Source organism: Klebsiella sp. 2-CIP_Kleb., assembly GCF_050378715.1.
In the GTDB taxonomy this organism is placed as follows: Bacteria; Pseudomonadota; Gammaproteobacteria; order Enterobacterales; family Enterobacteriaceae; genus Klebsiella; species Klebsiella quasipneumoniae.
The window spans coordinates 134,183-153,493 of sequence record NZ_JBNRLG010000007.1 but is presented as its reverse complement, the minus strand read 5'-3'; the positions used below and the strand labels follow the sequence as shown (position 1 = coordinate 153,493).

The window sequence follows — 19,311 nt, the reverse complement described above, 5'->3', positions numbered from 1 at the left end:
AAAGAACGGCGAAGCGTTGCCCCTCACCCCGGCCCTCTCCCAAAGGGAGAGGGAGAAAGGCGGACCAGCACTGGTATTCAGGCCTGCGCCGGACGGTTCCCTCTCCCACCGGGAGAGGGTTAGGGTGAGGGCGAAGACGGGCACCGATATCCAGGCCAGCGCCGGACGGTTCCCTCTCCCGCCGGGAGAGGGTTAGGGTGAGGGCGAAGACGGGCACCGATATTCAGGCCAGCGCCAGACGGTTCCTTCTCCCGCCGGGAGAGGGTTAGGGTGAGGGCGAAGACGGGCACCGATATCCAGGCCAGCGCCAGACGGTTCCCTCTCCCTCCGGGAGAGGGTTAGGGTGAGGGCGAAGACGGGCACCGATATTCAGGCCAGCGCCGGACGGTTCCCTCTCCCACCGGGTTAGGGTGAGGGGGAAGACGCAACGCGCTGGCGGCGTTCCAGACCCGGCGCCTGCCACATCGATGTTGTCAGCCCGCTATCGACAAGACCAAGCTGATCGGCATACACCGACTGCCATTTACTCATCATCTCCTGATAAAGCTCGCGATGCTGCGGATTAGGGCTGAATTCGCGGTGCCAGCTCACTAACTTTTCTCCAGCGCTGGCCATATCGCCGTACAGCCCGGCGCCAGCGCCGGCGGCAATGGCGCAGCCGAGGGCAGTGGCTTCGCGGACCACCGGCACCCGCACCGGCAGGCCGGTGACGTCGCTGAGGATCTGGCTCCACAGCGCTCCCTTCGAACCGCCGCCGGCAAACACCAGGCTGTCGAAAGTCACCCCGGAAAACTGCGAAATCTGCGCCAGGTTGCAGGCGGAGACAATCGCCGCGTTCTCCTCCAGGGCCCGGAACAGGGTGGCTTTATTGCACTTCTCCGGATCGATGGAGAGGTTAATAAACGATGGCGCAGCGTGGTACCACTGCTTAAAGTGCATGGCGTCGGAAAAAATAGGCATCACGCCGTGGGAACCGGCGGGTACGCGGCTGGCCATCTCCTCCAGCAGCGCATAGGCATCGACGCCGAGACGCTCGGCAATCAGCTTTTCTTCAGCGCAGAAGGCGTCGCGGAACCAGCGCATGGTCAGTCCGGTAAAGAAACTGATCGATTCCGCCTGCGCCATGCCGGGGATCACGTGAGGATTGACGCGGATATTCATCTGCGGGTCGGTGCGCACCTGCGGCAGATTGACCACCTGCTGCCAGAAAGTGCCGCCGAGTACCGCGCTTTGCCCGGCGCGTACCACCCCGAGCCCGAGGCAGCCGAGCTGCACGTCGCCGCCGCCCATCACCACCGGCGTCCCGACGCGCAGGCCGCTCTGCTGGGCTGCTGCTTCGGTGACGGCGCCCAGCAGCGTGCCGGTCTCTTTCACCGGCGAGAGCATATCGGCGCGCAGCCCGGCCATATCCAGCAGCGCCGGACGCCAGTCGCGGCTGAACAGATCGAGCATGCCGGTGGTGCCTGCGTTTGACGGGTCGACCGCCAGCTCGCCGGAAAGCTTCGCCGCCAGCCAGTCGCTGATCATGGTGATAGTCGCCGCCTTGCGGTAGATATCGGGACGATGGTGCGCCAGCCACAGCAGGCGTGGCATGGCGCTGAGCGCCAGCGTTTGCCCGGAGACCTCGTACACCTCGGATTCAAAACGATAGTCGTGGATCTCCTTAAGCTCCGCCACTTCGCGGCTGGCGCGGGCATCAACGTTGGCGCAGGCCCAGATGGCCTCGCCGTTGCGGTCATAAAGGACGATCCCTTCGCGCATCGAACAGCAGGCGACGGACTGAATATCGGCGGCAGAGAGCCGGGCGGCGTCGAGCGCCTGGCGAATGCACTGGCAGGCCAGCTGCCAGTTGGTGGTAAGGTCGAACTCCATCGAGCCGGGGACGTTATCGACGCTCAGGTGTTTCCATTCGGCCTGGCCCACCGCCAGCTGGCGGCCATTAAGATCGAAAATGACCGCCCGTATGCTGCCGGTCCCGGCATCTAACGCTAACAGGTAACTCATGACATGCGCCTCACTGTTGTCGCGCGGCGCCGGGCCGTCAGGAGGCCAGTGCGAGCACCGCGCGTGCTGTTGTCTCTTCCGTTACCAGGCCATTAATGCGCTTGCCAATCAGAGCGGCATGAATCGCCTGCGCTTTTTGTTCTCCCCCGGCGACGCCTACGATGGTCGGCAGCTGCGCCAGCTCATCAAGGGTCACGCCGAGCAGTTCCCGATGGATCTCCAGTCCTTCTACCGGCCGGCCGTCGGCCTGCAGGAAATAACCTAAAATGTCGCCGACCGCCCCTTTGCGGGCGTACATCAGCTGTTCGCCCTCGCTGATATAGCCGGAGCGCAGAATGGTCGCGTCGCGCCGCTGATCGATAGCGCCAATGCCAACCACCGCCGCGTCCGCCGCCGTCGCCGCCAGCATCACATCGCGCACGCTGGATTCGCGGCGCAGGATCTCAGCGACCTCCGCCGACGAGACCCGCAGCGGCGCCGGAATAATACTGACGCTGCAGGCGGCATCCAGTTGGCCGATGCCGGTCATATAGGGGCCGACGCCGCCGGAGAGAGTGACCAGTCGCACCTGCTGCGAGCCGATAAAGCCGCTGAGATGCTGCAGGCAGCTCATGGTGGCTTCGCCGAAGCCGACCGCCAGCAGCTGTCCCGGTTGCAGAATGCCCATCAGCGACTGCGCGGCACCGATCCCCAGCCGGGTATTCATCGGCGGGGTGTTGAGCGCCGGCAGCACACGGGCAATCTTGAGGCCAAAGCGCTGCTGCAGTTCACTTTCCAGCGCCAGACAGCCCTCATAGCGCGAGTTGATCTGCACGCGGATCACCCCGGACTGGCGGCCTTTCTCCAGCAGGCGGGAAATCTTCAGCCGCGGCAGCCCCAAACGCTCGCCGATGTCGTTTTGCGTCAGGCCGTCGTGGTAGTAACACCACGCCACCCGCGCCACCAGCTCTTCCTCGGCTAACGCCAGCCCGGCGTAGCGATGGTCTTCCGTAATGCGTTTTTCGCTCATAAATTGAACTCTTATAAAAATTTAGATCATATGTTCGCTATTGCGCGGCCGGAAAGTGTGAGCCGACTGGCAAAACGGATCTTTCATCTCTGGCCGCTTTTTTCCGGACGATCTAAAGCGCCAAACTGTGATCTTCGCACGGTTGTAAATATAGTTCACCGTCTACGCTTTTGAACATTATTAAATTTAAAAATCATTTGTTCAAACGAGGCGCGACGATGAAGCCACTGCTTGAAGCTCGCCAGATCCGCAAACAGTTCTCCGGCGTTGCCGTGCTGAAGGGCATCGACTTTACGCTATGCGCGGGCCAGGTGCATGCGCTGATGGGCGGCAACGGCGCGGGTAAATCGACGCTGATGAAGATCATCGCCGGCGTCGAAACCCCGGATAGCGGTGAACTGACGATCGGCGAACGCGCGTTTGCGCGCCTTAACCCGGCGCTGGCCCACCAGCTGGGCATCTATCTGGTGCCGCAGGAGCCAATGCTGTTTCCCAACCTCAGCGTGCGCGAGAACATTCTCTTTCGTCTGCCGAAGCGGGCGGATACCAACGCGCGGCTGCAGGAAAAACTGCAGCAGCTGAACTGCCAGATCAACCTCGATGCCAGCGCCAGCACGTTGGAAGTGGCCGATCAACAGATGGTCGAGATCCTGCGCGGCCTGATGCGCGAGGCGCGGATCCTGATCCTGGATGAACCCACCGCCTCTTTAACGCCGGGTGAAACCGAGAGACTGTTTAGCCAGATCCGCGCGTTACAGGCGCTGGACGTTGGGATCGTCTTTATCTCGCACAAACTGCCGGAAATCCGCCAGCTGGCCAGCCATGTGTCGGTGATGCGCGACGGGGCAGTGGTGCTCAGTGGCGAAACGGCGGGCTACGGCGACCAACAGCTTATCAGCGCCATGACGCCGGCCAGCCGCGACCATGCGCTGAGCGACACGCAAAAGCTGTGGCTGGCGCTACCGGGCAACCGCCGTACCCAGGCGCAGGATTTTCCCGTGCTGCGGGTGGAGGATCTCACTGGCGAAGGTTTTATCGATCTCAGTCTGGAGATCCGCGCCGGGGAGATCGTCGGCCTTGCCGGGCTGGTGGGATCCGGGCGCACCGAATTTGCCGAAACCTTATACGGCCTGCGTCCGCCGCGCGCCGGGAGGATCTGGCTGGAGAACCGCGAGATTAGTCAGGAGAGCACCCGCGCCAGGTTGGCCAGCGGGCTGGTCTATCTGCCGGAAGACCGCCAGGTCTCCGGGCTGTTTCTCGATGCGCCGGTGCGCTGGAACACGGTGATGTTCAATCAGCCGTCGTGGTGGCAGCAGGGGAAACGGGAGGCGGCGGTGGTCGAGCGCTATCACCGGGCGCTGGGGATCAAGCTGGCCGATGGCGACCAGCCGGTACGCACTCTCTCCGGCGGCAACCAGCAGAAGGTGCTGCTGGCGCGCTGTCTGGAAGCTAATCCGTTGCTGCTGATTGTCGATGAGCCGACGCGCGGCGTGGATGTCTCCGCCCGCGCCGATATCTATCAGCTGCTGAAAAGCGTCGCCGCGCAAAATGTGGCGGTGCTGATGATCTCTTCCGATGTGGAGGAGTTCGTCGGTCTGGCCGACCGGGTGCTGGTGATGCATCAGGGCCGCCACAGCGGCGAGCTGGCGCGGCAGGCGGTGACCGTCGATCGCATGATGACCCTGGCCTTCGGAGGGCTGGCATGAAAACGTTATTCAAGAATCGCGAACTGAGCGCCTTTTTTGCCATCGTGGCGCTGTTTGCCGTGCTGGTGGCGCTCAATCCGGCCTATTTCAGCCTGCAGACGCTGGCGATGATTTTCGCCAGCTCACAAATCCTGTGCCTGCTGGCGCTGGGGGCGACGCTGGTGATGCTGACCCGCAATATCGACGTGTCGGTGGGCTCCACCGTTGGCCTGAGCGCCATCGCCGTTGGGGTAGCGCTGAACAACGGCTACGGGCTGGCGACGGCGATCGCCTTCGCGCTGGCGATAGGCGCGCTGGCCGGGGCTTTTAACGGCCTGCTGGTGGTGGGGCTGCGCATTCCGGCGATCGTCGCGACGCTCGGCACGCTGGGGTTGTATCGCGGGGTGATGCTGCTGTGGACCGGAGGGAAATGGATCGAAGGCTTGCCCGACAGCCTGAAATCGCTTTCGGAGCCCGCGTTTATCGGCGTCTCGCCGCTGGGCTGGCTGGTGCTGGCGCTGCTGCTGGTGGGCGGCTGGCTGCTGTCGCGCACCGCCTCTGGACGTGATTTCTATGCCGTTGGCGATAACCTCGCCGCTGCCCGCCAGCTGGGCGTGGCGGTTAATCGCACACGGATGCTGGCTTTTACCCTCAACGGTATGCTGGCGGCCTGCGCCGGGATCGTCTTCGCCGCGCAGATTGGCTTTGTCCCCAATCAGACCGGCAGCGGCCTGGAGATGAAAGCCATCGCCGCCTGCGTGCTGGGCGGAATATCGCTGCTCGGCGGCACCGGTACGCTGCTCGGCGCGTTTCTCGGCGCCTTTTTCCTCACCCAAATCGACACCGTGCTGGTGCTGTTCCGCCTTCCTGCCTGGTGGAATGACTTTATCGCCGGCCTGGTGCTGCTCGGGGTGCTGGTGCTTGATGGCCGCCTGCGCCAGGCGCTGGCCCGCCATCAGCGGGCGCTGAAGTACGGTCGTTTCCAGCCCGGCAACAAAGGGGGCAAACAGGTTGCCCGCTTTCCCGAACGCAAAAGCAAAGAGGTGGCTTAAATGAAGCTGAAGCTTAACTGGGAAAGCGCGCTGCTGGCGTTATTAGTCGTGGAAATCCTGCTGTTCGGCGCGCTGAATCCGCGCATGCTGGATCTCAATATGCTGCTCTTTAGCACCAGCGACTTTATCTGCATCGGCATCGTCGCGCTGCCGCTGACGCTGGTGATTATCAGCGGCGGGATCGATATTTCGCTGGGCTCGACCATCGGACTGTGCGCCATCGCCCTCGGGGTGATGACCCAGGCGGGCTGGCCGCTGTGGCTGGCGGTGTCGCTGACGTTGCTGCTGGGGCTGCTGTGCGGGCTAATCAACGCCGCGCTGATCCACTACACCGGCATCAGCCCGCTGGTGATCACCCTCGGGACGCTGTATCTGTACGGCGGCGGCGCGCTGCTGCTTTCCGGCATGGCCGGCGCCACCGGTTATGAGGGGATCGGCGGCTTTCCCGACAGCTTCACCGCCTTCGCCAATTTAACCCTGGGCGGGCTGCCGCTGCCGCTGGTGCTGTTCGCGGGTATCACCTTTCTCTTCTGGCTGCTGGCCCATCGCGGGCGCTTTGGCCGCCACCTCTTTTTACTCGGGCAAAACCCGCGCGCCGCGCGCTATGCGGCGCTGTCGGTGAACGGCATCCCGTATGTGCTGTATGGCCTGGTCGGTATTGCCTCGGCGGTCGCGGCGCTGGTGATGGTCTCCTATTTCGGCTCGGCGCGTTCGGATTTAGGCCGTGACCTGCTGATGCCGGCGCTGACCGCGGCGGTGCTCGGTGGGGCCAATATTTACGGCGGCTCGGGATCGATACTGGGTACCGCGCTGGCGGCATTGCTGGTGGGGTATCTGCAACAGGGTTTACAGATGGTCGGCATCCCCAACCAGGTGTCGAGCGCGCTGTCAGGGGCGCTGTTGGTTGTGGTGGTGATGGGGCGTTCGCTGAGCCTGCACCGTGAATGGGTGCACACGACCTGGCGGCGTCTTTTCTCGCGTAAAACAATCGGAGCACAACAATGAAAACAAAACGTATCCTGCAGGTCAGCACGCTGGCGCTGGCGATGAGCGTGGCAACCGCGCAAGCGGCGGACCGTATCGCCTTTATTCCTAAGCTGGTCGGCGTCGGCTTCTTTACCAGCGGCGGCAACGGCGCGAAAGAGGCGGGGAAAGCGCTGGGCGTGGATGTCACCTATGACGGCCCAACCGAGCCCAGCGTCTCCGGCCAGGTGCAGCTTATCAACAACTTCGTCAACCAGGGCTACAACGCGATTATCGTCTCAGCCGTCTCACCGGACGGCCTGTGTCCGGCGCTGAAGCGGGCGATGCAGCGCGGGGTGAAAGTCCTGACCTGGGATTCCGATACCAAGCCGGAGTGCCGCAGCATCTATATCAATCAGGGCACGCCGCAGCAGCTCGGCGGCCTGCTGGTGGAGATGGCGGAAAAGCAGGTGACGAAGCCCGCTGCCAAAGTGGCGTTTTTCTACTCCAGCCCGACGGTGACCGACCAGAACCAGTGGGTGAAGGAAGCCAAAGCCAAAATCGAAAAAGAACATCTGCAGTGGCAAATCGTCACCACCCAGTTTGGCTATAACGATGCCACCAAATCGCTGCAAACTGCCGAGGGGATCTTAAAAGCGTATCCGGATCTCGACGCCATTATCGCGCCGGATGCCAATGCCCTGCCGGCGGCGGCGCAGGCGGCGGAGAACCTCAAGCGTCAGGGCGTGGCGATCGTCGGCTTTAGTACACCCAATGTGATGCGCCCCTACGTGGAGCGCGGCACGGTGAAAGCCTTTGGTCTGTGGGATGTGGTTCAGCAGGGCAAAATTGCGGTTAACGTCGCCGATCGATTACTGAAAAAGGGCGATCTTAACGTCGGGGATAGCGTTGAGGTGAAAGATATCGGCTCGCTGAAGGTCGAACCGAACAGCGTGCAGGGCTACCAGTATGAGGCGAAGGGCAACGGTATCGTGTTGCTGCCGGAGCGCGTGGTGTTCAGCAAAGAGAACATCAATAACTACGACTTCTGACGGAGGATGAGATGGCTGATTTAGATGATATCAAAGAGGGCAAGGACTTCGGCCTCGACCGCCCGCAGCAGAACACGCTGTACACCCTGAAAGGCTGCGGCTCGCTGGACTGGGGCATGCAGTCGCGGCTGGCGCGCATTTTTAATCCGCACAGCAACCGCACGGTCATGCTGGCCTTCGACCACGGTTACTTCCAGGGGCCAACCACCGGGCTGGAGCGTATCGACCTGTCGATTGCGCCGCTGTTTGAGGAGACCGACGTGCTGATGTGCACCCGCGGCGTTTTGCGCAGCCAGGTACCGGCGGCGACCAATAAACCGGTGGTGCTGCGCGCCTCCGGCGGTAACTCGATTTTAAGCGAACTCTCCAACGAATGCGTGGCGGTGGCGATGGAGGACGCCCTGCGTCTCAACGTTTGCGCGGTGGCGGCGCAGGTCTATATCGGCAGCGAATACGAACATCAGTCGATCAATAACATCATCAAACTGGTGGACGCCGGCAACCGCTACGGTATGCCGGTCCTGGCGGTCACTGGCGTCGGCAAAGAGATGGCCCGCGACGCCCGCTACTTCTCGCTGGCCAGCCGGATTGCCGCCGAAATGGGGGCGCAGTTTGTGAAGACCTATTTCGTTGAGGAAGGCTTTGAAAAAGTGACCGCCAGCTGCCCGGTGCCGATCGTCATCGCCGGGGGGAAAAAGCTGCCGGAGCATGAGGCGCTGGAGATGTGCTGGCGGGCGATCGACCAGGGGGCGTCCGGGGTGGATATGGGGCGCAATATCTTCCAGTCCAGCGCCCCGCGCGCGATGCTGAAGGCGGTGAAAAAGGTGGTGCATGAGAATCTGAACGCGCGTGAAGCGTACCAGTTCTGGCAGGAAGAGAAACAGGGAGAGCGGAAATGAATGTGACGCTGGTGGAGATCAATATCAAACCCGAGCGGGTGGATGAGTTTCTCGAGGTGTTCCGCGCCAACCACGAAGGGGCGCTGCGGGAGCCGGGCAACCTGCGCTTTGATGTCCTGCAGGACCCGGAGGTGAAGACCCGCTTTTTTATCTACGAAGCCTATAAAGACGATGAGGCGGTGCTGGCGCATAAGAAGACCCCGCACTATTTAGCCTGCGTCGAAAAGCTGGAAGAGATGATGTCGCAGCCGCGGCAGAAGCGCAGCTTTATCGGCCTGCTGCCGCAGGTGTGAGACGAGCCCTCACCCCGACCCTCTCCCGAGGGGAGAGGGAGAAAAGCGGCTTCGAACGGTTCCCTCTCCCTGTGGGAGAGGGGTAGGGTGAGGGGAAAACGCTACGGCTTACGGAAAAACTCGTTATACAACATATATAAATGCGCCGCGCTCCACGAGAAGTTGGGCGCCCCCTGCTGGGCGCCGGTCAGCGGATTGTAGTTCTCCTGAATCGGGCCATCGGCGGTTAAGCCTTTGGCGTGCTGGAAGAAGGCGTCCGCCAGCTTCAGCGCCTCATCGCGATGACCGTAGCGCTCCATTCCCTTCAGGCCGAACCAGAACTGATCCACCCACACCCGTCCACGCCAGTAAATATCAGCGCCAAAGGCCGGGTTGGTCAGTGCGGCGGTGCCCAGCGGCACAAAGGTGTTGAACTCTTTCGGGTCGAGCATCACCGAAATCACATCGTCAGCATGTTGCTGCGTCGCCGCGCCGTTAAACAGCGGCGACCAGCCTTCCGGCCCTTTGCCGCGCTCGACGATCGGTTTACCGGCGCAGCCGTTGGCTAGCGGTTGTTCCTCGATACGAATGTCGTAATAGAAGCGGGTCTGCGGGTCAAACATGCAGGTATTGATATAATCCGCCAGCTTCGCCGCCAGCGCCTGATAGCGCTTTGCCTCTTCCGCTTTGCCAAGAACGGTCGCCATCTGCGCCAGATAGTGGTTATCGCTGTACATATAGCTGGCCTGATCGACCGACTCCTGAAGCAGCGAATACCCCAGCAGGTTGCCGTCGCGGTCGCGGTTTTCGGCGAATTTGACCGTCCAGTCGCTGCGTTTGCCGCCGTTGGCGACATATTTATCCAGCTGTTCTTTATCGATAAAACCAAATACCGCCGCATCGTCTCGCCCGGATTCCCACGATGCCGCTACCTGCGCCGGGATTTCGAGGCTGTCGTAATCGCCTTTGGCCGTCACCTGCTCGTAGGCGCTGAGGCCGGAAAGCGTCTGCTCGGTTTGCCCTTTTTTCACCGTGAACAGCATGGCGCCGTCGGCGGTGTTGTGCGCCTTATCGCGGGTCGCGCCATATTCCGGCACGCCGTTACCGTTATGGTCGCGATTGCGCAGCCACCAGTCGTGATAGGCCACCAGCTTCGGATACATCTCTTCCAGCCACGCTTTATCTTTGGTGACGTTATACACCTCCATCACCGACCAGGCCGCGAGGCTTGGCTTGGTGTTGCGTTCGTTCCAGTTGCCGCCGTCGCCGCCGCGCTCGGGGCTCAGGTTCCAGGCAATCAGATCGGGCACAAATCCGGCATCCTGCGGACGCACCTTATCATTGGCTTTAATCTGCCAGGAGAAGACGGCGCGGATATTCTCTTTGGCGATATCCGGGTTGAAGTGGGCCATGGCGTAGGCTTGCTTCCAGGTATCCCACGGCCAGGTCTGGTTGCCGGAGAACCAGCGGCCGGTCACGGATGGGGTGACGGTGTGGTAAAGCACCGCGCCGCCCGGCGCGCGCCAGTTGCCGTTGAGCGTCTCAATGGCTTTCACCGCTACGCGAGTCTGTTCGGCGGTGGCGTCCGGATTAATGAGCCCTTTTTGCAGATAGCCGTCCCAGCGCTGTTCGGAGGCGGCGAGATAATACGCCGGGCGCGCCAGAATATCGCGGATTTGCGCTTTTTCCTGGCGCGCTTGCTCCGCGGTAAGTAGGTGCGAATAGGTAGTGTACAGGATGGTGGAGCCGCGGATCTCCGCGCTGCTGGTAAAGCGATGACCGTCGATACGGGTCTCGGTTACCAGCGAACGATGGATCTGATACTGCGATTCACCGGAAGTCATCAGGTCAGAGGCGGCGCGAACTTTGCCAAAGCTGACCGTCAGGCCGTCGGGCGTGGCGCTCAGGCGGCGCTGATAGCCCGGGAAAGCTTCATCAATGGTTTTGACCGATAGCGCTTTACCCTCTTTGGCGGCCAGTTTTTCCAGCAGTTCGCCATCCCACACCAGCTTCAGCGGAGTGTTGCTGGTGATTTTGGTCTCCAGCAGTGAAGTGTGGGCGCTGGCGAAGCGCAACGTCATCTCCACCTTCACGCCGGGGGCGGTCAGCGTTTGTTTCAGCGCGCCGGGCAGGCTCCAGGCCTGCAGGGTGAAATCGACCTTTTTGCCGTTCTGATACACCGTCAGGCGATCGAAGTTGGTGGCCATAAAGTTGATGTACTCTTCGGTCAGCAGCGCCGGGCCGGGGAAGCCGCCCATGGTCGCCGGGCCGTCGGGCAGCAGGTGGCCGTGCCACGCCCCGAGGTCGAAGAAGGGGTTGAAGCGCTGGTGGTCATCGGCGTCGAAATCCTGCATATACTGCGGCGCGCCGCTGCGGTCGATGACGTTTTTAAACGCCTGCGCGGTGACGGCGTGGGCGGAAAAACTCAGCATCAGCGCGCAGGCCAGCGGCGTCAGCGTAGTGGTGAGGTTCATGGTATCTCGGCTCCTTGTTACCAGTAGAAGTATTGCATCAGGAAAATTTTGTCGCTCGGGTCGCCGCTGGCGTTGCTGGTATAGAAACGGCTGTCGGCGGCGGTGGCGAAACGCCCGCCGCCGTATTCGTACCAGATGCCAAATTGCATAAACGCGGTGGTTTCATCAGCGGCGTGGTCCGGGCGGTGTTTGGCGTAGCTGTATGCGGTGGAGAAGTAGAGCCCGCTTAATGCTTCATACATGGCGCTGGCCATAAAGCCGGTTTCGCTGCCTGGAACATCCAGCCCTTTGGCGCGGCCGGTATGGTGCCAGGCGCGGAAGGCCAGATTGGGCGACAGAACGCCGGTCAGGAATAGCTGTCCGGTGCCGTCGGTCACTTCAAGGCCGTTCATCCAGGTGACGTCTTTGACGATGTCGTACTGAACGTAGCCGTTGACCATTGCCGGGTAGGTGTACTTATCGTCATAGCGATCATATTTGCCGAAGTGCAGCCAGGCCTTGCTTTCATCGTGATGACCGGCCGGCGTGGCGGTGACGCTATAGCGGAAATCGCCGCTGCGGTTTTGTACCTTCAGCGCGTACATGATGTCGCGGGTATTGGGGATCACATAACCCAGATCGGGGGTAAAGTCGCCCCACCACTGCAGGTCGTCCAGCGACGAATCCTGGCGCAGGCTGAGCATGATCTCGGTGTTGTTATCGGTTTTATAGCCGCCATAGAGGCGGTTAAGGCCGCCTTCCACGCCGCCCCAGCTGTGGCCGGGCGTCCAGGCATTGCCCTGGCTATCGGCCTGTACCGTCCAGGCTTCGCCGTAAATCAGCCCGAACCAGTGGCCGTTTTTGACCTCCAGCCCGCCCTCGATATAGGTGCCATCGCTGTATCTATGTTTGTCCTCGCCTTCTAAATCCATGTATCCGCCAACCCCCAACTCGCCGTAAAAGCGATAGGAGGTGGTGGTTAATTCCGGCGTTTTGGTATCGTCGTGCTCGGCCGGATGGACGGTCTCAGCGGCCGCCGCAGGGGCGCAAAAAGCCAGGGCAACGAGTGCCCCGTATAAGTAAGAGTTAGTTTTCATTTTTTTAAGGTATTTAAGAGGTATGGGAAGCCGGAGCCGCTTCTATTTGTTGTTGTTCCTGGGTTAATCCTTTGACGTATCTGCTGTATTTCCACCACGCGAAGCCAAGGAAAATCACGATCCCGCCAACGTTGTAGAAAATAATGGTCAGGATGTTGCCGCCGGTTGGGAAGGTTGAGGCGACGAAACCGATGGCGAAAATCACAATTAGCATGGATACCACCACGATGCCGGTGGTACGCGAGCCCATGCGGAAATCGCGCGGCAGATGGTCGAGCTTGCGGCGTAGGTTGAGGTAGGCCAGCATGATGAACAGCGGCGGCAGCATGGAAGCGGCGGCGGTCATGTTGATGATGGTGTTCATCAGATCCTGCACGGTGTTGGATCCCAGCGTCGGGATGATCATCAGTGGAATAACGATCAGATACTGGATCCAGGCCGCGCGCGCCGGGACACCGTTCTCATTGAGCTCGACGGTTTTTTTACCAAAGATGCCGGAGGGAATTTCCGAGAAGAAAATTTTAACCGGAGTGGCGGTCCACATCAGTAGCGAGCCAAACATCGCGGTAAACGAAACGAGGCCGACGAAGCGGTTCATCAGCATTTCCGGCAGGCCAAAGTAAGCCGCCAGGCCGTGGAACACCTGCACCGATCCGCCGGTAAACTTCAGCTCTTTGCTGCTGACGAAGACGTTGATCAGCACGGAGGAGATCGAGTACAGCACGCCGATGAAGATCCCGGCGAGGATGATCACTTTAACGAAGGATTTCGAGCCGCCTTTCACATCGTTGACGTACACCGCCACCGATTCCGCGCCGCCCGCCGCCATAAAGATCCACGTGGTAATACCGAGGAACGCCCAGTTGAAGTTAGGGATCATCGCTTCGACGGTGATCGGATCCGCTGGCTGCACGCCGCCCACCAGTGCGGAACCGGCCAGCAGAATATAAGAGAGCGTCAGCAGCAGCATCAGCGATGAGGTGACGGAGGTGATAGGCCCCAGCATTTTCGCGCCGTTGGTGGAGATCCAGGTGGAGAAAGCGAACAGCGCCATGCTCAACACAGTAGTGGCGAACGGCGTCAGAATGTATTCGTAGCCGAGGAAGGCGTAAGAGGCATAGGCGATCACGCGCGGCAGCAGCGAGGTGAAGAAAAACAGGTTTACGAACCAGTAGGTATAGGCGGTGATAAACGCCCAACGGCCGCCGAGCGAACTCTTCACCCAGGCGTAAACCCCGGCCTCGGAGTTTTTATTCAGCGACACGAACTCGGCGATAATCAGGCAAAACGGAATGAAGTAGAACAGGGTAGCGAGGAAGAACATCGGCGCCGACGCCAGCCCCAGTTCGATATTGTTGTTGATGACGTTATTGAAACTGTAAACGGCGGCAAAGGTCAGCGATAACAGGCCGAACTTGCCGATGGTATTACGTTTAGTATCAGACATAACACATCTCCACACATTGTCCTTCAGAGGGTCGCTGAAGGGGGTTGTGTTGTTTGTAGGGTAGAGGTAGTTAAGAATTAATATCGATTTTAGTAAAACTTTTAGTAAATAGAAGTAAAGAAACCGAATAGCTTTAACTCGATCACGAAAAAGGTTGAGTAATACGTAATCAGGCGAGGGATAAAAAAATCCCGCCAGCCGATGAGGGGCTGACGGGACGACAGGAACGTTATTTACCGGCGGCGGCAGCGTTAACCGGCGCCGCGGCGCGCAGACGTTGCTGCTTTTTTTCAAAGCGGGTGATCCACCACCACGCCAGGCCGGAGAAGACCGCGGTCATAAAGACGTTGATAAAGAAAGCGTTAACCAGATCGACGCCTGGCGGGAAGGCCGAAGCAGTCATGCTAACCACGAAAATCACTATCAGCATCGATACCACGCTCATGCCCACTTTCCTTGAGCCCATACGGAAATCGCGCGGCGTGTCATCGTGTTTCCAGCGGAAGACGAAGTAGGCGACCATGATGAACAGCGGCGGCAGCATGGCTGTACCGGCGGTGAGATTAATGGCGGTGTTCATCATCTGCTGCACGCTGGCGGAGCCGAAGCCGTTAACTATCAGCATCAGGAAGACGAACAGGAACTGCCACCAGGCGGCGCGTACCGGCACGCCGTGAGCGTTCAACTCGGTGGTTTTCTGGCCGTAGATACCTTTCGGGATTTCCGAGAAGTGGATTTTGACCGGCGCGGCGGTCCACATCATCATGCTGCCGAAGATGGCGATAAACAGAATGATGCCGACGAAGCGGCCCATCAGCGCTTCAGAAATGTGGAAGTAGGCGCCGAGACCGGTAAAGATTTCCACCATTCCGCCGGCATAGGTCAGGTTCTCTCGGGCGACAAAGACGTTAACCAGCAGCGAACCTAAGGCATACATACCGCCAATCAGCACCCCGGCGGTGATGATGACTTTAATAAAGGATTTCTGCCCGCCCTTGGTGTCGTTGAGGTAGGCGGCAACGGTTTCCGCGCCGCCCGCGGCCTGGAAAATCCAGCACATAATACCGAGCGTCGCCCAGTTGATGGTCGGTTCCATCGCCGCCAGGGTAATCGGCTGCGCCGGGACGTGACCGGAACCCAGCGCGGTCAGCGCGCCGACGACGTAAATCGCGAACAAAGCGAACACGCCGTAGGCCACGCATTCGGAAATTTTACCCAGCCAGGTCGCCCCTTTGGTGGATATATGGGTAGCCATGGCGAACAGCACGATGGAGATAAGCGAGGTCACCATCGGCGAGAAGGGGATCGCGTAACCGGTGATCGCGTATGAGGCGTAGGCCACCACGTTCGGCAACAGCGAGAGGAAAAAGAACAGGTTCACAAACCAGTAGAGGAAGGAACCAAGATAGGCGGCGCGTGTGCCCAGCGGCTGCTTCAGCCACGCGTACATCCCGGATTCGGAGTGTTTATTGGCCGAGACGAATTCGGCGATGATAAACACGAACGGGATAAAGTAAACGATAGTGGCGAATAAGAAGATAGGCGCGGAACTGAGCCCTAACTCAATGTTGTTATTGACGATATTTCGCACGTTAAAGACGGCGGTAAAGGCCATCGATAACAGCGCGAACTTGCCGATTTTGGCACGTACAGATTCGGACATACGTCCTCCAATCATTCATCTACCCGCCGCAGCGGGCTGGAACCGAAAGGCCAACGGGCGTACCCGTTGACCTCCCTTGTCGCTTAACGCGGGTTTACTTATTGAGGAAGTAGCCGTCTTCAACCGTGACTCGCAGCACCACTTTTTTTACCGGCGCATCGCAGATAAAGCGGTAGGCTTCGTCGATATCGCAAATCACCATCTGCCCTTCGTGAACCTTCACCGTTTCACCGATCCCTTTCAGGTATTCGCGATCGGTTTCGTCGCGGTAGCAGGCGACAGTTTGCAGATTTTCTTTGGCGGCAAACTCGATTTTCTGCTGCCCCTGCAGGTAATAGTGCACCTCAAAGTAGCGGCGGTTGCCGACAAAGAGCGCGTCGGTCGTACTATCGGTTTCCACTCGATAGGAGAGCGAATCGCCAATGGAATGCGCCACGCCCGGGCGGATGTTGTCGATGTTATTGATGGCTTCCACGCAGCGCTGCCATTTGCGGCCGCTATGATAAACTTGCTTAAACTGTTGTAAATTATCGAGAATTCTCATTGTTCAGCCTCGCTGTGTGCAACGGGGGAAAAGAAACCGGCGCCGAAGCTATGGTTCGCCAGTACCTGCGAGGTGCCGCATCCGCCCTCCAGCGGCAGCAGCGTAAAGCCATAGTTGAAGGTGTTGAGCCAGACGCGCCAGCTATCCAGCACTTCGCTGCCCCAGGAGTTGGAGCCGAGGCCGAGCAGTTGCGCATCGATATTCAGAGTGATGTCATCGCTGCGCTGTAGTTCGTTGCAGTGCTGGGCGGCGTGCAGGTTTTCCGCCGTATAATGCCAGGCGCTGATATTGAGCGGATTGCGCGGTACGACCAGCAGACCGCTGCCGTGGCGGTCGCTGAACGATGCCCAGCGCACGTGCTGACGGTTGCCGTTGTTCTGCGGGAACGGATAATTGACAAACATATCGTCGACGGTGGTATGCCAGATATCAATGATGTTGCTTTGCTGGCTGTCGGCGTAGTTCTCGCCCGGTCCGCGGCCATAGTAGTTCACCTGGTCGAACTCACCGTTAATGCCCAGCATAAAGCCGATGCACGGGACGATGTGCGGATAGTCGCCGTAGCGCTCGCCGGCCAGCTCAACGTTGATGTGGCCCTGTGGGGTAATCTGCCAGCGATAGGTACAACGCATACCGAAGTCGAACACCGGCGGCGCAATTACGCTGCGGGTGGTGATCACCACCGTTTCGCCCTCTATTTCGGCGCTGAATTCGCGCAGATGTTCCTGCATTATCTGCAGGTGGGCCGGCTGCCACAGTCCTTCGTATTCCTGTTTATGGTTATCAATCATGGGCTTGAAGAAATTGATCTTCGGCTCGCGGGTTACCTGGTCGACGCCGTTGACCTGCCATTCGCTCAGTTTGCCGCTGACCTTACTGAACACCACGCGGAAGTTATGGCCGCAGATGGTGTAGCTGAGGCGTTCATCGACAATCTGCAGCGGCGTGGCGCTGGCGTTTAACAGCGGGGTTCGCGCGGCGGTTCGCGCTTTAAGCGGGAACTGATAGACGGCGATATCGTGATTGGCTTCGCTATACGGGGTACGCGAATCTTTGGTCACGATGATGTTGACGAAAGCTTCACGCTCGTCGAGCTGCGGCAGGGCGATTTGCAGGTCGCGGCCGCTATTCGGCGCCAGGTCTTTCACTTTCAGCAGCTGACTGGAGAGCGTTTCGCCTTCGGCGCGCACTTCAACGCGCAGGGTGTAGTCATCGAGAGTGGAGAACCACAGTTTGTTTTCCACCCGCAGTTCGCCGCGGCAGATATCCCGCGCCTGCACTTTTACCGGGGCGATGACCTGTTTGTATTCGCGCAGGCCCGGCCCCGGCGTCTGGTCGGAGAAAATCAGACCATCGAGGCAGAAGTTGTAGTTGTTCGGGTAGTCGCCATAATCGCCGCCGAATTTGTACCACACCGCGCCGTTTTCGTCGGTGGCCTGAATACCGTGATCGCACCATTCCCACACGTAGTGGCCCTGGATACAGTCGTGCTGGTAAAAAACGTTCTGATATTCAGTTAGTCCGCCGGGACCGTTGCCCATCGCATGGGCGTATTCGCAAATAATGCGTGGTTTTTCATGTGGGTGCTCGCCGAATTCGTTCATCAGCGGTACGCGGGTATACATCGTGGAGATGATATCCACCACCTCGGCGTCGCGATCCTCTTCGTAGTGCACCAGCCGGGTATCATCCAGCGCTTTGGTGGCGTGGTACATGGCGCGGATGTTGCAGCCATAACCGGATTCGTTACCCAGCGACCAGATGACGATCGACGGATGGTTTTTCTGCGCGTGCACGTGGCGCACGATGCGCTCAACGTAGATGTGTTCCCAGGCCGGGTCGTCGGTGATGGCGCTGAGGTTGCCGACGTTGGCGAAACCGTGGGACTCCACGTCGGTTTCCGCCATCACGAACAGTCCGTAGATATCGCACATTTCATAGAAACGCGGGTCGTTCGGGTAGTGGGCGGTGCGCACCGAGTTGATGTTGTGCTGCTTCATCAGCAGCAGATCTTTTTCCACGCGATCCATGCCGACCGCGCGGCCTTTCAGATGATCGTTATCGTGGCGGTTTACGCCGTGCAGCATCACGTAGCGGTTATTGATATAGAACAGGCCGTCACGCACTTTGATATCGCGGAAACCGACGCGCTGCGGGATGATTTCCAGCACCTCGCCGGCGGCGTTCTTTAACGTCAGCACCAGATGATAGAGATACGGGCTTTCCGCCGACCACTGCTGCGGCGCGCTCACATCAATCGTGAAGCCGGTGTTCAGCTGCTGACTGACCTGCAGTTGACCGACGTTGCCCGAATAAAGCGCCTTTTCGCCGTCGAACAGGGTATATTCCAGCGTCGCCGCCGCCGTCTGCGGAGCCAGGTTTTCCAGCGTCAGTTGGCAGGAGAGGGTCGCGTCGATGTAGTCATCGTTAAAATCGGTGCGCACGGTGAAATCCTGCACGTGCAGCGGATTTTTCCCCACCAGATAGACGTCGCGGAAAATGCCCGCCGACCACCACATGTCCTGATCTTCAATATAGGTGGAGTCCGCCCACTGCATCACGCGCACGCACAGCAGGTTGTCGCCGGTTTTCACCGCCGCGCTAATATCGAACTCGGCGGTCAGGCGGCTGCCTTTGCTAAAGCCGATGTACTGGCCGTTAACGTAGACTTCGAAATAGGTTTCGACGCCATCGAATTTGATGATGGTTTGTTTGCCCTGCCAGCCGTCGCCGAGGGTGAACAGGCGCTGGTAGGCGCCGGTCGGGTTATCGGTCGGAACATACGGTACGTCGATGGGGAAGGGGAAACCTTCGTCGGTGTACTGCAGCTGACCGTGGCCCTCCATCTGCCACATACCCGGTACGGTAATCGGCCCCCACTCGTTCTGATAGCATGAGGTAAAGCTCTCCGGTACCAGCAGCGGGTTGGTGAAAAAGCGAAAGTTCCACTGCCCGCTGAGGGACAGGAAGCGGCTGCTGGTTTCGCGGGCGAAGGTCCGCGCCTGGGCCAGTGAGTCGTAAGAGAAGAAATACGCCCGCGGCGGCAGCCTGTTTTCATGAGTGAGTTGAAGGTTTTCCCAGCGATTCATATCGCCTCCCTGAACGGCTTAATAAGATAAACCTCATTTTAGTAAAACTTTTACTAAATAAAATCGTCAGGGATGATTTACT

At 59.6% G+C, this 19,311-nt stretch carries 14 protein-coding genes; 6 read left to right on the top strand and 8 right to left on the bottom strand.

From position 1 onward, the window contains the following. Positions 1-405: 405 nt before the first annotated feature. Both lsrK and lsrR read right to left on the bottom strand, forming a co-directional pair. Positions 406-2,004, bottom strand: a complete 1,599-nt coding sequence (gene lsrK, locus ACQUTP_RS20800) for an autoinducer-2 kinase (protein ID WP_102006757.1) — start codon at positions 2,002-2,004, stop codon at positions 406-408. A gap of 37 nt (positions 2,005-2,041) precedes the next feature. Continuing rightward, positions 2,042-3,013 carry a transcriptional regulator LsrR gene (gene lsrR, locus ACQUTP_RS20795; protein WP_004206105.1) on the bottom strand — a complete coding sequence of 324 codons (972 nt, stop codon included), beginning with the start codon at positions 3,011-3,013 and terminating at the stop codon, positions 2,042-2,044. A gap of 218 nt (positions 3,014-3,231) precedes the next feature. Between lsrR and lsrA the strand changes: the two genes are divergently transcribed. Genes lsrA through lsrG form a run of 6 tightly spaced genes read left to right on the top strand, consistent with a single transcriptional unit; the run spans position 3,232 to position 8,957 of the window. Next, positions 3,232-4,719, top strand: coding sequence for an autoinducer 2 ABC transporter ATP-binding protein LsrA (lsrA, locus tag ACQUTP_RS20790; RefSeq protein WP_080847446.1), 1,488 nt, complete (start codon positions 3,232-3,234; stop codon positions 4,717-4,719). Beyond that, positions 4,716-5,750, top strand: coding sequence for an autoinducer 2 ABC transporter permease LsrC (gene lsrC, locus ACQUTP_RS20785; RefSeq protein ID WP_032456643.1), 1,035 nt, complete (start codon positions 4,716-4,718; stop codon positions 5,748-5,750). Before lsrA ends, lsrC begins: the two co-directional genes overlap by 4 nt. Beyond that, positions 5,751-6,755 (top strand): autoinducer 2 ABC transporter permease LsrD, encoded by a 1,005-nt coding sequence (gene lsrD, locus ACQUTP_RS20780; protein WP_032456642.1) that lies wholly within the window; start codon positions 5,751-5,753, stop codon positions 6,753-6,755. Beyond that, complete coding sequence (lsrB, locus tag ACQUTP_RS20775) at positions 6,752-7,765, top strand: autoinducer 2 ABC transporter substrate-binding protein LsrB (RefSeq protein ID WP_428902435.1); 1,014 nt, start codon at positions 6,752-6,754, stop codon at positions 7,763-7,765. Before lsrD ends, lsrB begins: the two co-directional genes overlap by 4 nt. A gap of 11 nt (positions 7,766-7,776) precedes the next feature. After that, a complete protein-coding gene (gene lsrF, locus ACQUTP_RS20770) occupies positions 7,777-8,664 on the top strand; it encodes a 3-hydroxy-5-phosphonooxypentane-2,4-dione thiolase (protein ID WP_064178191.1) in 888 nt (295 codons plus the stop codon). Continuing rightward, positions 8,661-8,957: a (4S)-4-hydroxy-5-phosphonooxypentane-2,3-dione isomerase gene (gene lsrG / locus ACQUTP_RS20765; protein ID WP_004181386.1), complete on the top strand. Its 297-nt coding sequence runs from the start codon at positions 8,661-8,663 to the stop codon at positions 8,955-8,957. Before lsrF ends, lsrG begins: the two co-directional genes overlap by 4 nt. A gap of 101 nt (positions 8,958-9,058) precedes the next feature. Here the strand turns inward: lsrG and ygjK are convergent, their stop codons facing one another. From ygjK to ebgA, 6 genes are all read right to left on the bottom strand, one after another. After that, a complete protein-coding gene (gene ygjK / locus ACQUTP_RS20760) occupies positions 9,059-11,410 on the bottom strand; it encodes an alpha-glucosidase (RefSeq protein ID WP_126065405.1) in 2,352 nt (783 codons plus the stop codon). Between the two features lie 17 nt (positions 11,411-11,427). Further along, positions 11,428-12,486: a protein YgjJ gene (ygjJ, locus tag ACQUTP_RS20755; RefSeq protein WP_048295617.1), complete on the bottom strand. Its 1,059-nt coding sequence runs from the start codon at positions 12,484-12,486 to the stop codon at positions 11,428-11,430. A gap of 13 nt (positions 12,487-12,499) precedes the next feature. After that, positions 12,500-13,933 carry an amino acid permease gene (locus tag ACQUTP_RS20750; RefSeq protein WP_017899717.1) on the bottom strand — a complete coding sequence of 478 codons (1,434 nt, stop codon included), beginning with the start codon at positions 13,931-13,933 and terminating at the stop codon, positions 12,500-12,502. 229 nt (positions 13,934-14,162) lie between these two features. Next, positions 14,163-15,596 carry an amino acid permease gene (locus ACQUTP_RS20745; RefSeq protein WP_048325786.1) on the bottom strand — a complete coding sequence of 478 codons (1,434 nt, stop codon included), beginning with the start codon at positions 15,594-15,596 and terminating at the stop codon, positions 14,163-14,165. Positions 15,597-15,690: 94 nt separating this feature from the next. Next, a complete protein-coding gene (locus ACQUTP_RS20740) occupies positions 15,691-16,140 on the bottom strand; it encodes a beta-galactosidase subunit beta (RefSeq protein WP_048325783.1) in 450 nt (149 codons plus the stop codon). Beyond that, the gene (ebgA, locus tag ACQUTP_RS20735) at positions 16,137-19,229 is read right to left on the bottom strand and encodes a beta-galactosidase subunit alpha (RefSeq protein ID WP_126065406.1); all 3,093 of its coding nucleotides are present in this window, start codon (positions 19,227-19,229) and stop codon (positions 16,137-16,139) included. The genes ACQUTP_RS20740 and ebgA overlap by 4 nt, the downstream gene beginning before the upstream one ends. Between the last annotated feature and the right edge of the window lie 82 nt (positions 19,230-19,311).

Bases quoted from the DNA above. Each gene is read 5' to 3' on its own strand.
- lsrG (WP_004181386.1), top strand. From the start codon at position 8,661: ATGAATGTGACGCTGGTGGAGATCAATATCAAACCCGAGCGGGTGGAT.
- lsrR (WP_004206105.1), bottom strand. From the start codon at position 3,013: ATGAGCGAAAAACGCATTACGGAAGACCATCGCTACGCCGGGCTGGCG.
- lsrB (WP_428902435.1), top strand. From the start codon at position 6,752: ATGAAAACAAAACGTATCCTGCAGGTCAGCACGCTGGCGCTGGCGATG.
- ygjJ (WP_048295617.1), bottom strand. From the start codon at position 12,486: ATGAAAACTAACTCTTACTTATACGGGGCACTCGTTGCCCTGGCTTTT.
- ebgA (WP_126065406.1), bottom strand. From the start codon at position 19,229: ATGAATCGCTGGGAAAACCTTCAACTCACTCATGAAAACAGGCTGCCG.
- ACQUTP_RS20750 (WP_017899717.1), bottom strand. From the start codon at position 13,933: ATGTCTGATACTAAACGTAATACCATCGGCAAGTTCGGCCTGTTATCG.
- ACQUTP_RS20740 (WP_048325783.1), bottom strand. From the start codon at position 16,140: ATGAGAATTCTCGATAATTTACAACAGTTTAAGCAAGTTTATCATAGC.
- ACQUTP_RS20745 (WP_048325786.1), bottom strand. From the start codon at position 15,596: ATGTCCGAATCTGTACGTGCCAAAATCGGCAAGTTCGCGCTGTTATCG.
- lsrK (WP_102006757.1), bottom strand. From the start codon at position 2,004: ATGAGTTACCTGTTAGCGTTAGATGCCGGGACCGGCAGCATACGGGCG.
- lsrF (WP_064178191.1), top strand. From the start codon at position 7,777: ATGGCTGATTTAGATGATATCAAAGAGGGCAAGGACTTCGGCCTCGAC.
- lsrD (WP_032456642.1), top strand. From the start codon at position 5,751: ATGAAGCTGAAGCTTAACTGGGAAAGCGCGCTGCTGGCGTTATTAGTC.
- lsrA (WP_080847446.1), top strand. From the start codon at position 3,232: ATGAAGCCACTGCTTGAAGCTCGCCAGATCCGCAAACAGTTCTCCGGC.
- ygjK (WP_126065405.1), bottom strand. From the start codon at position 11,410: ATGAACCTCACCACTACGCTGACGCCGCTGGCCTGCGCGCTGATGCTG.
- lsrC (WP_032456643.1), top strand. From the start codon at position 4,716: ATGAAAACGTTATTCAAGAATCGCGAACTGAGCGCCTTTTTTGCCATC.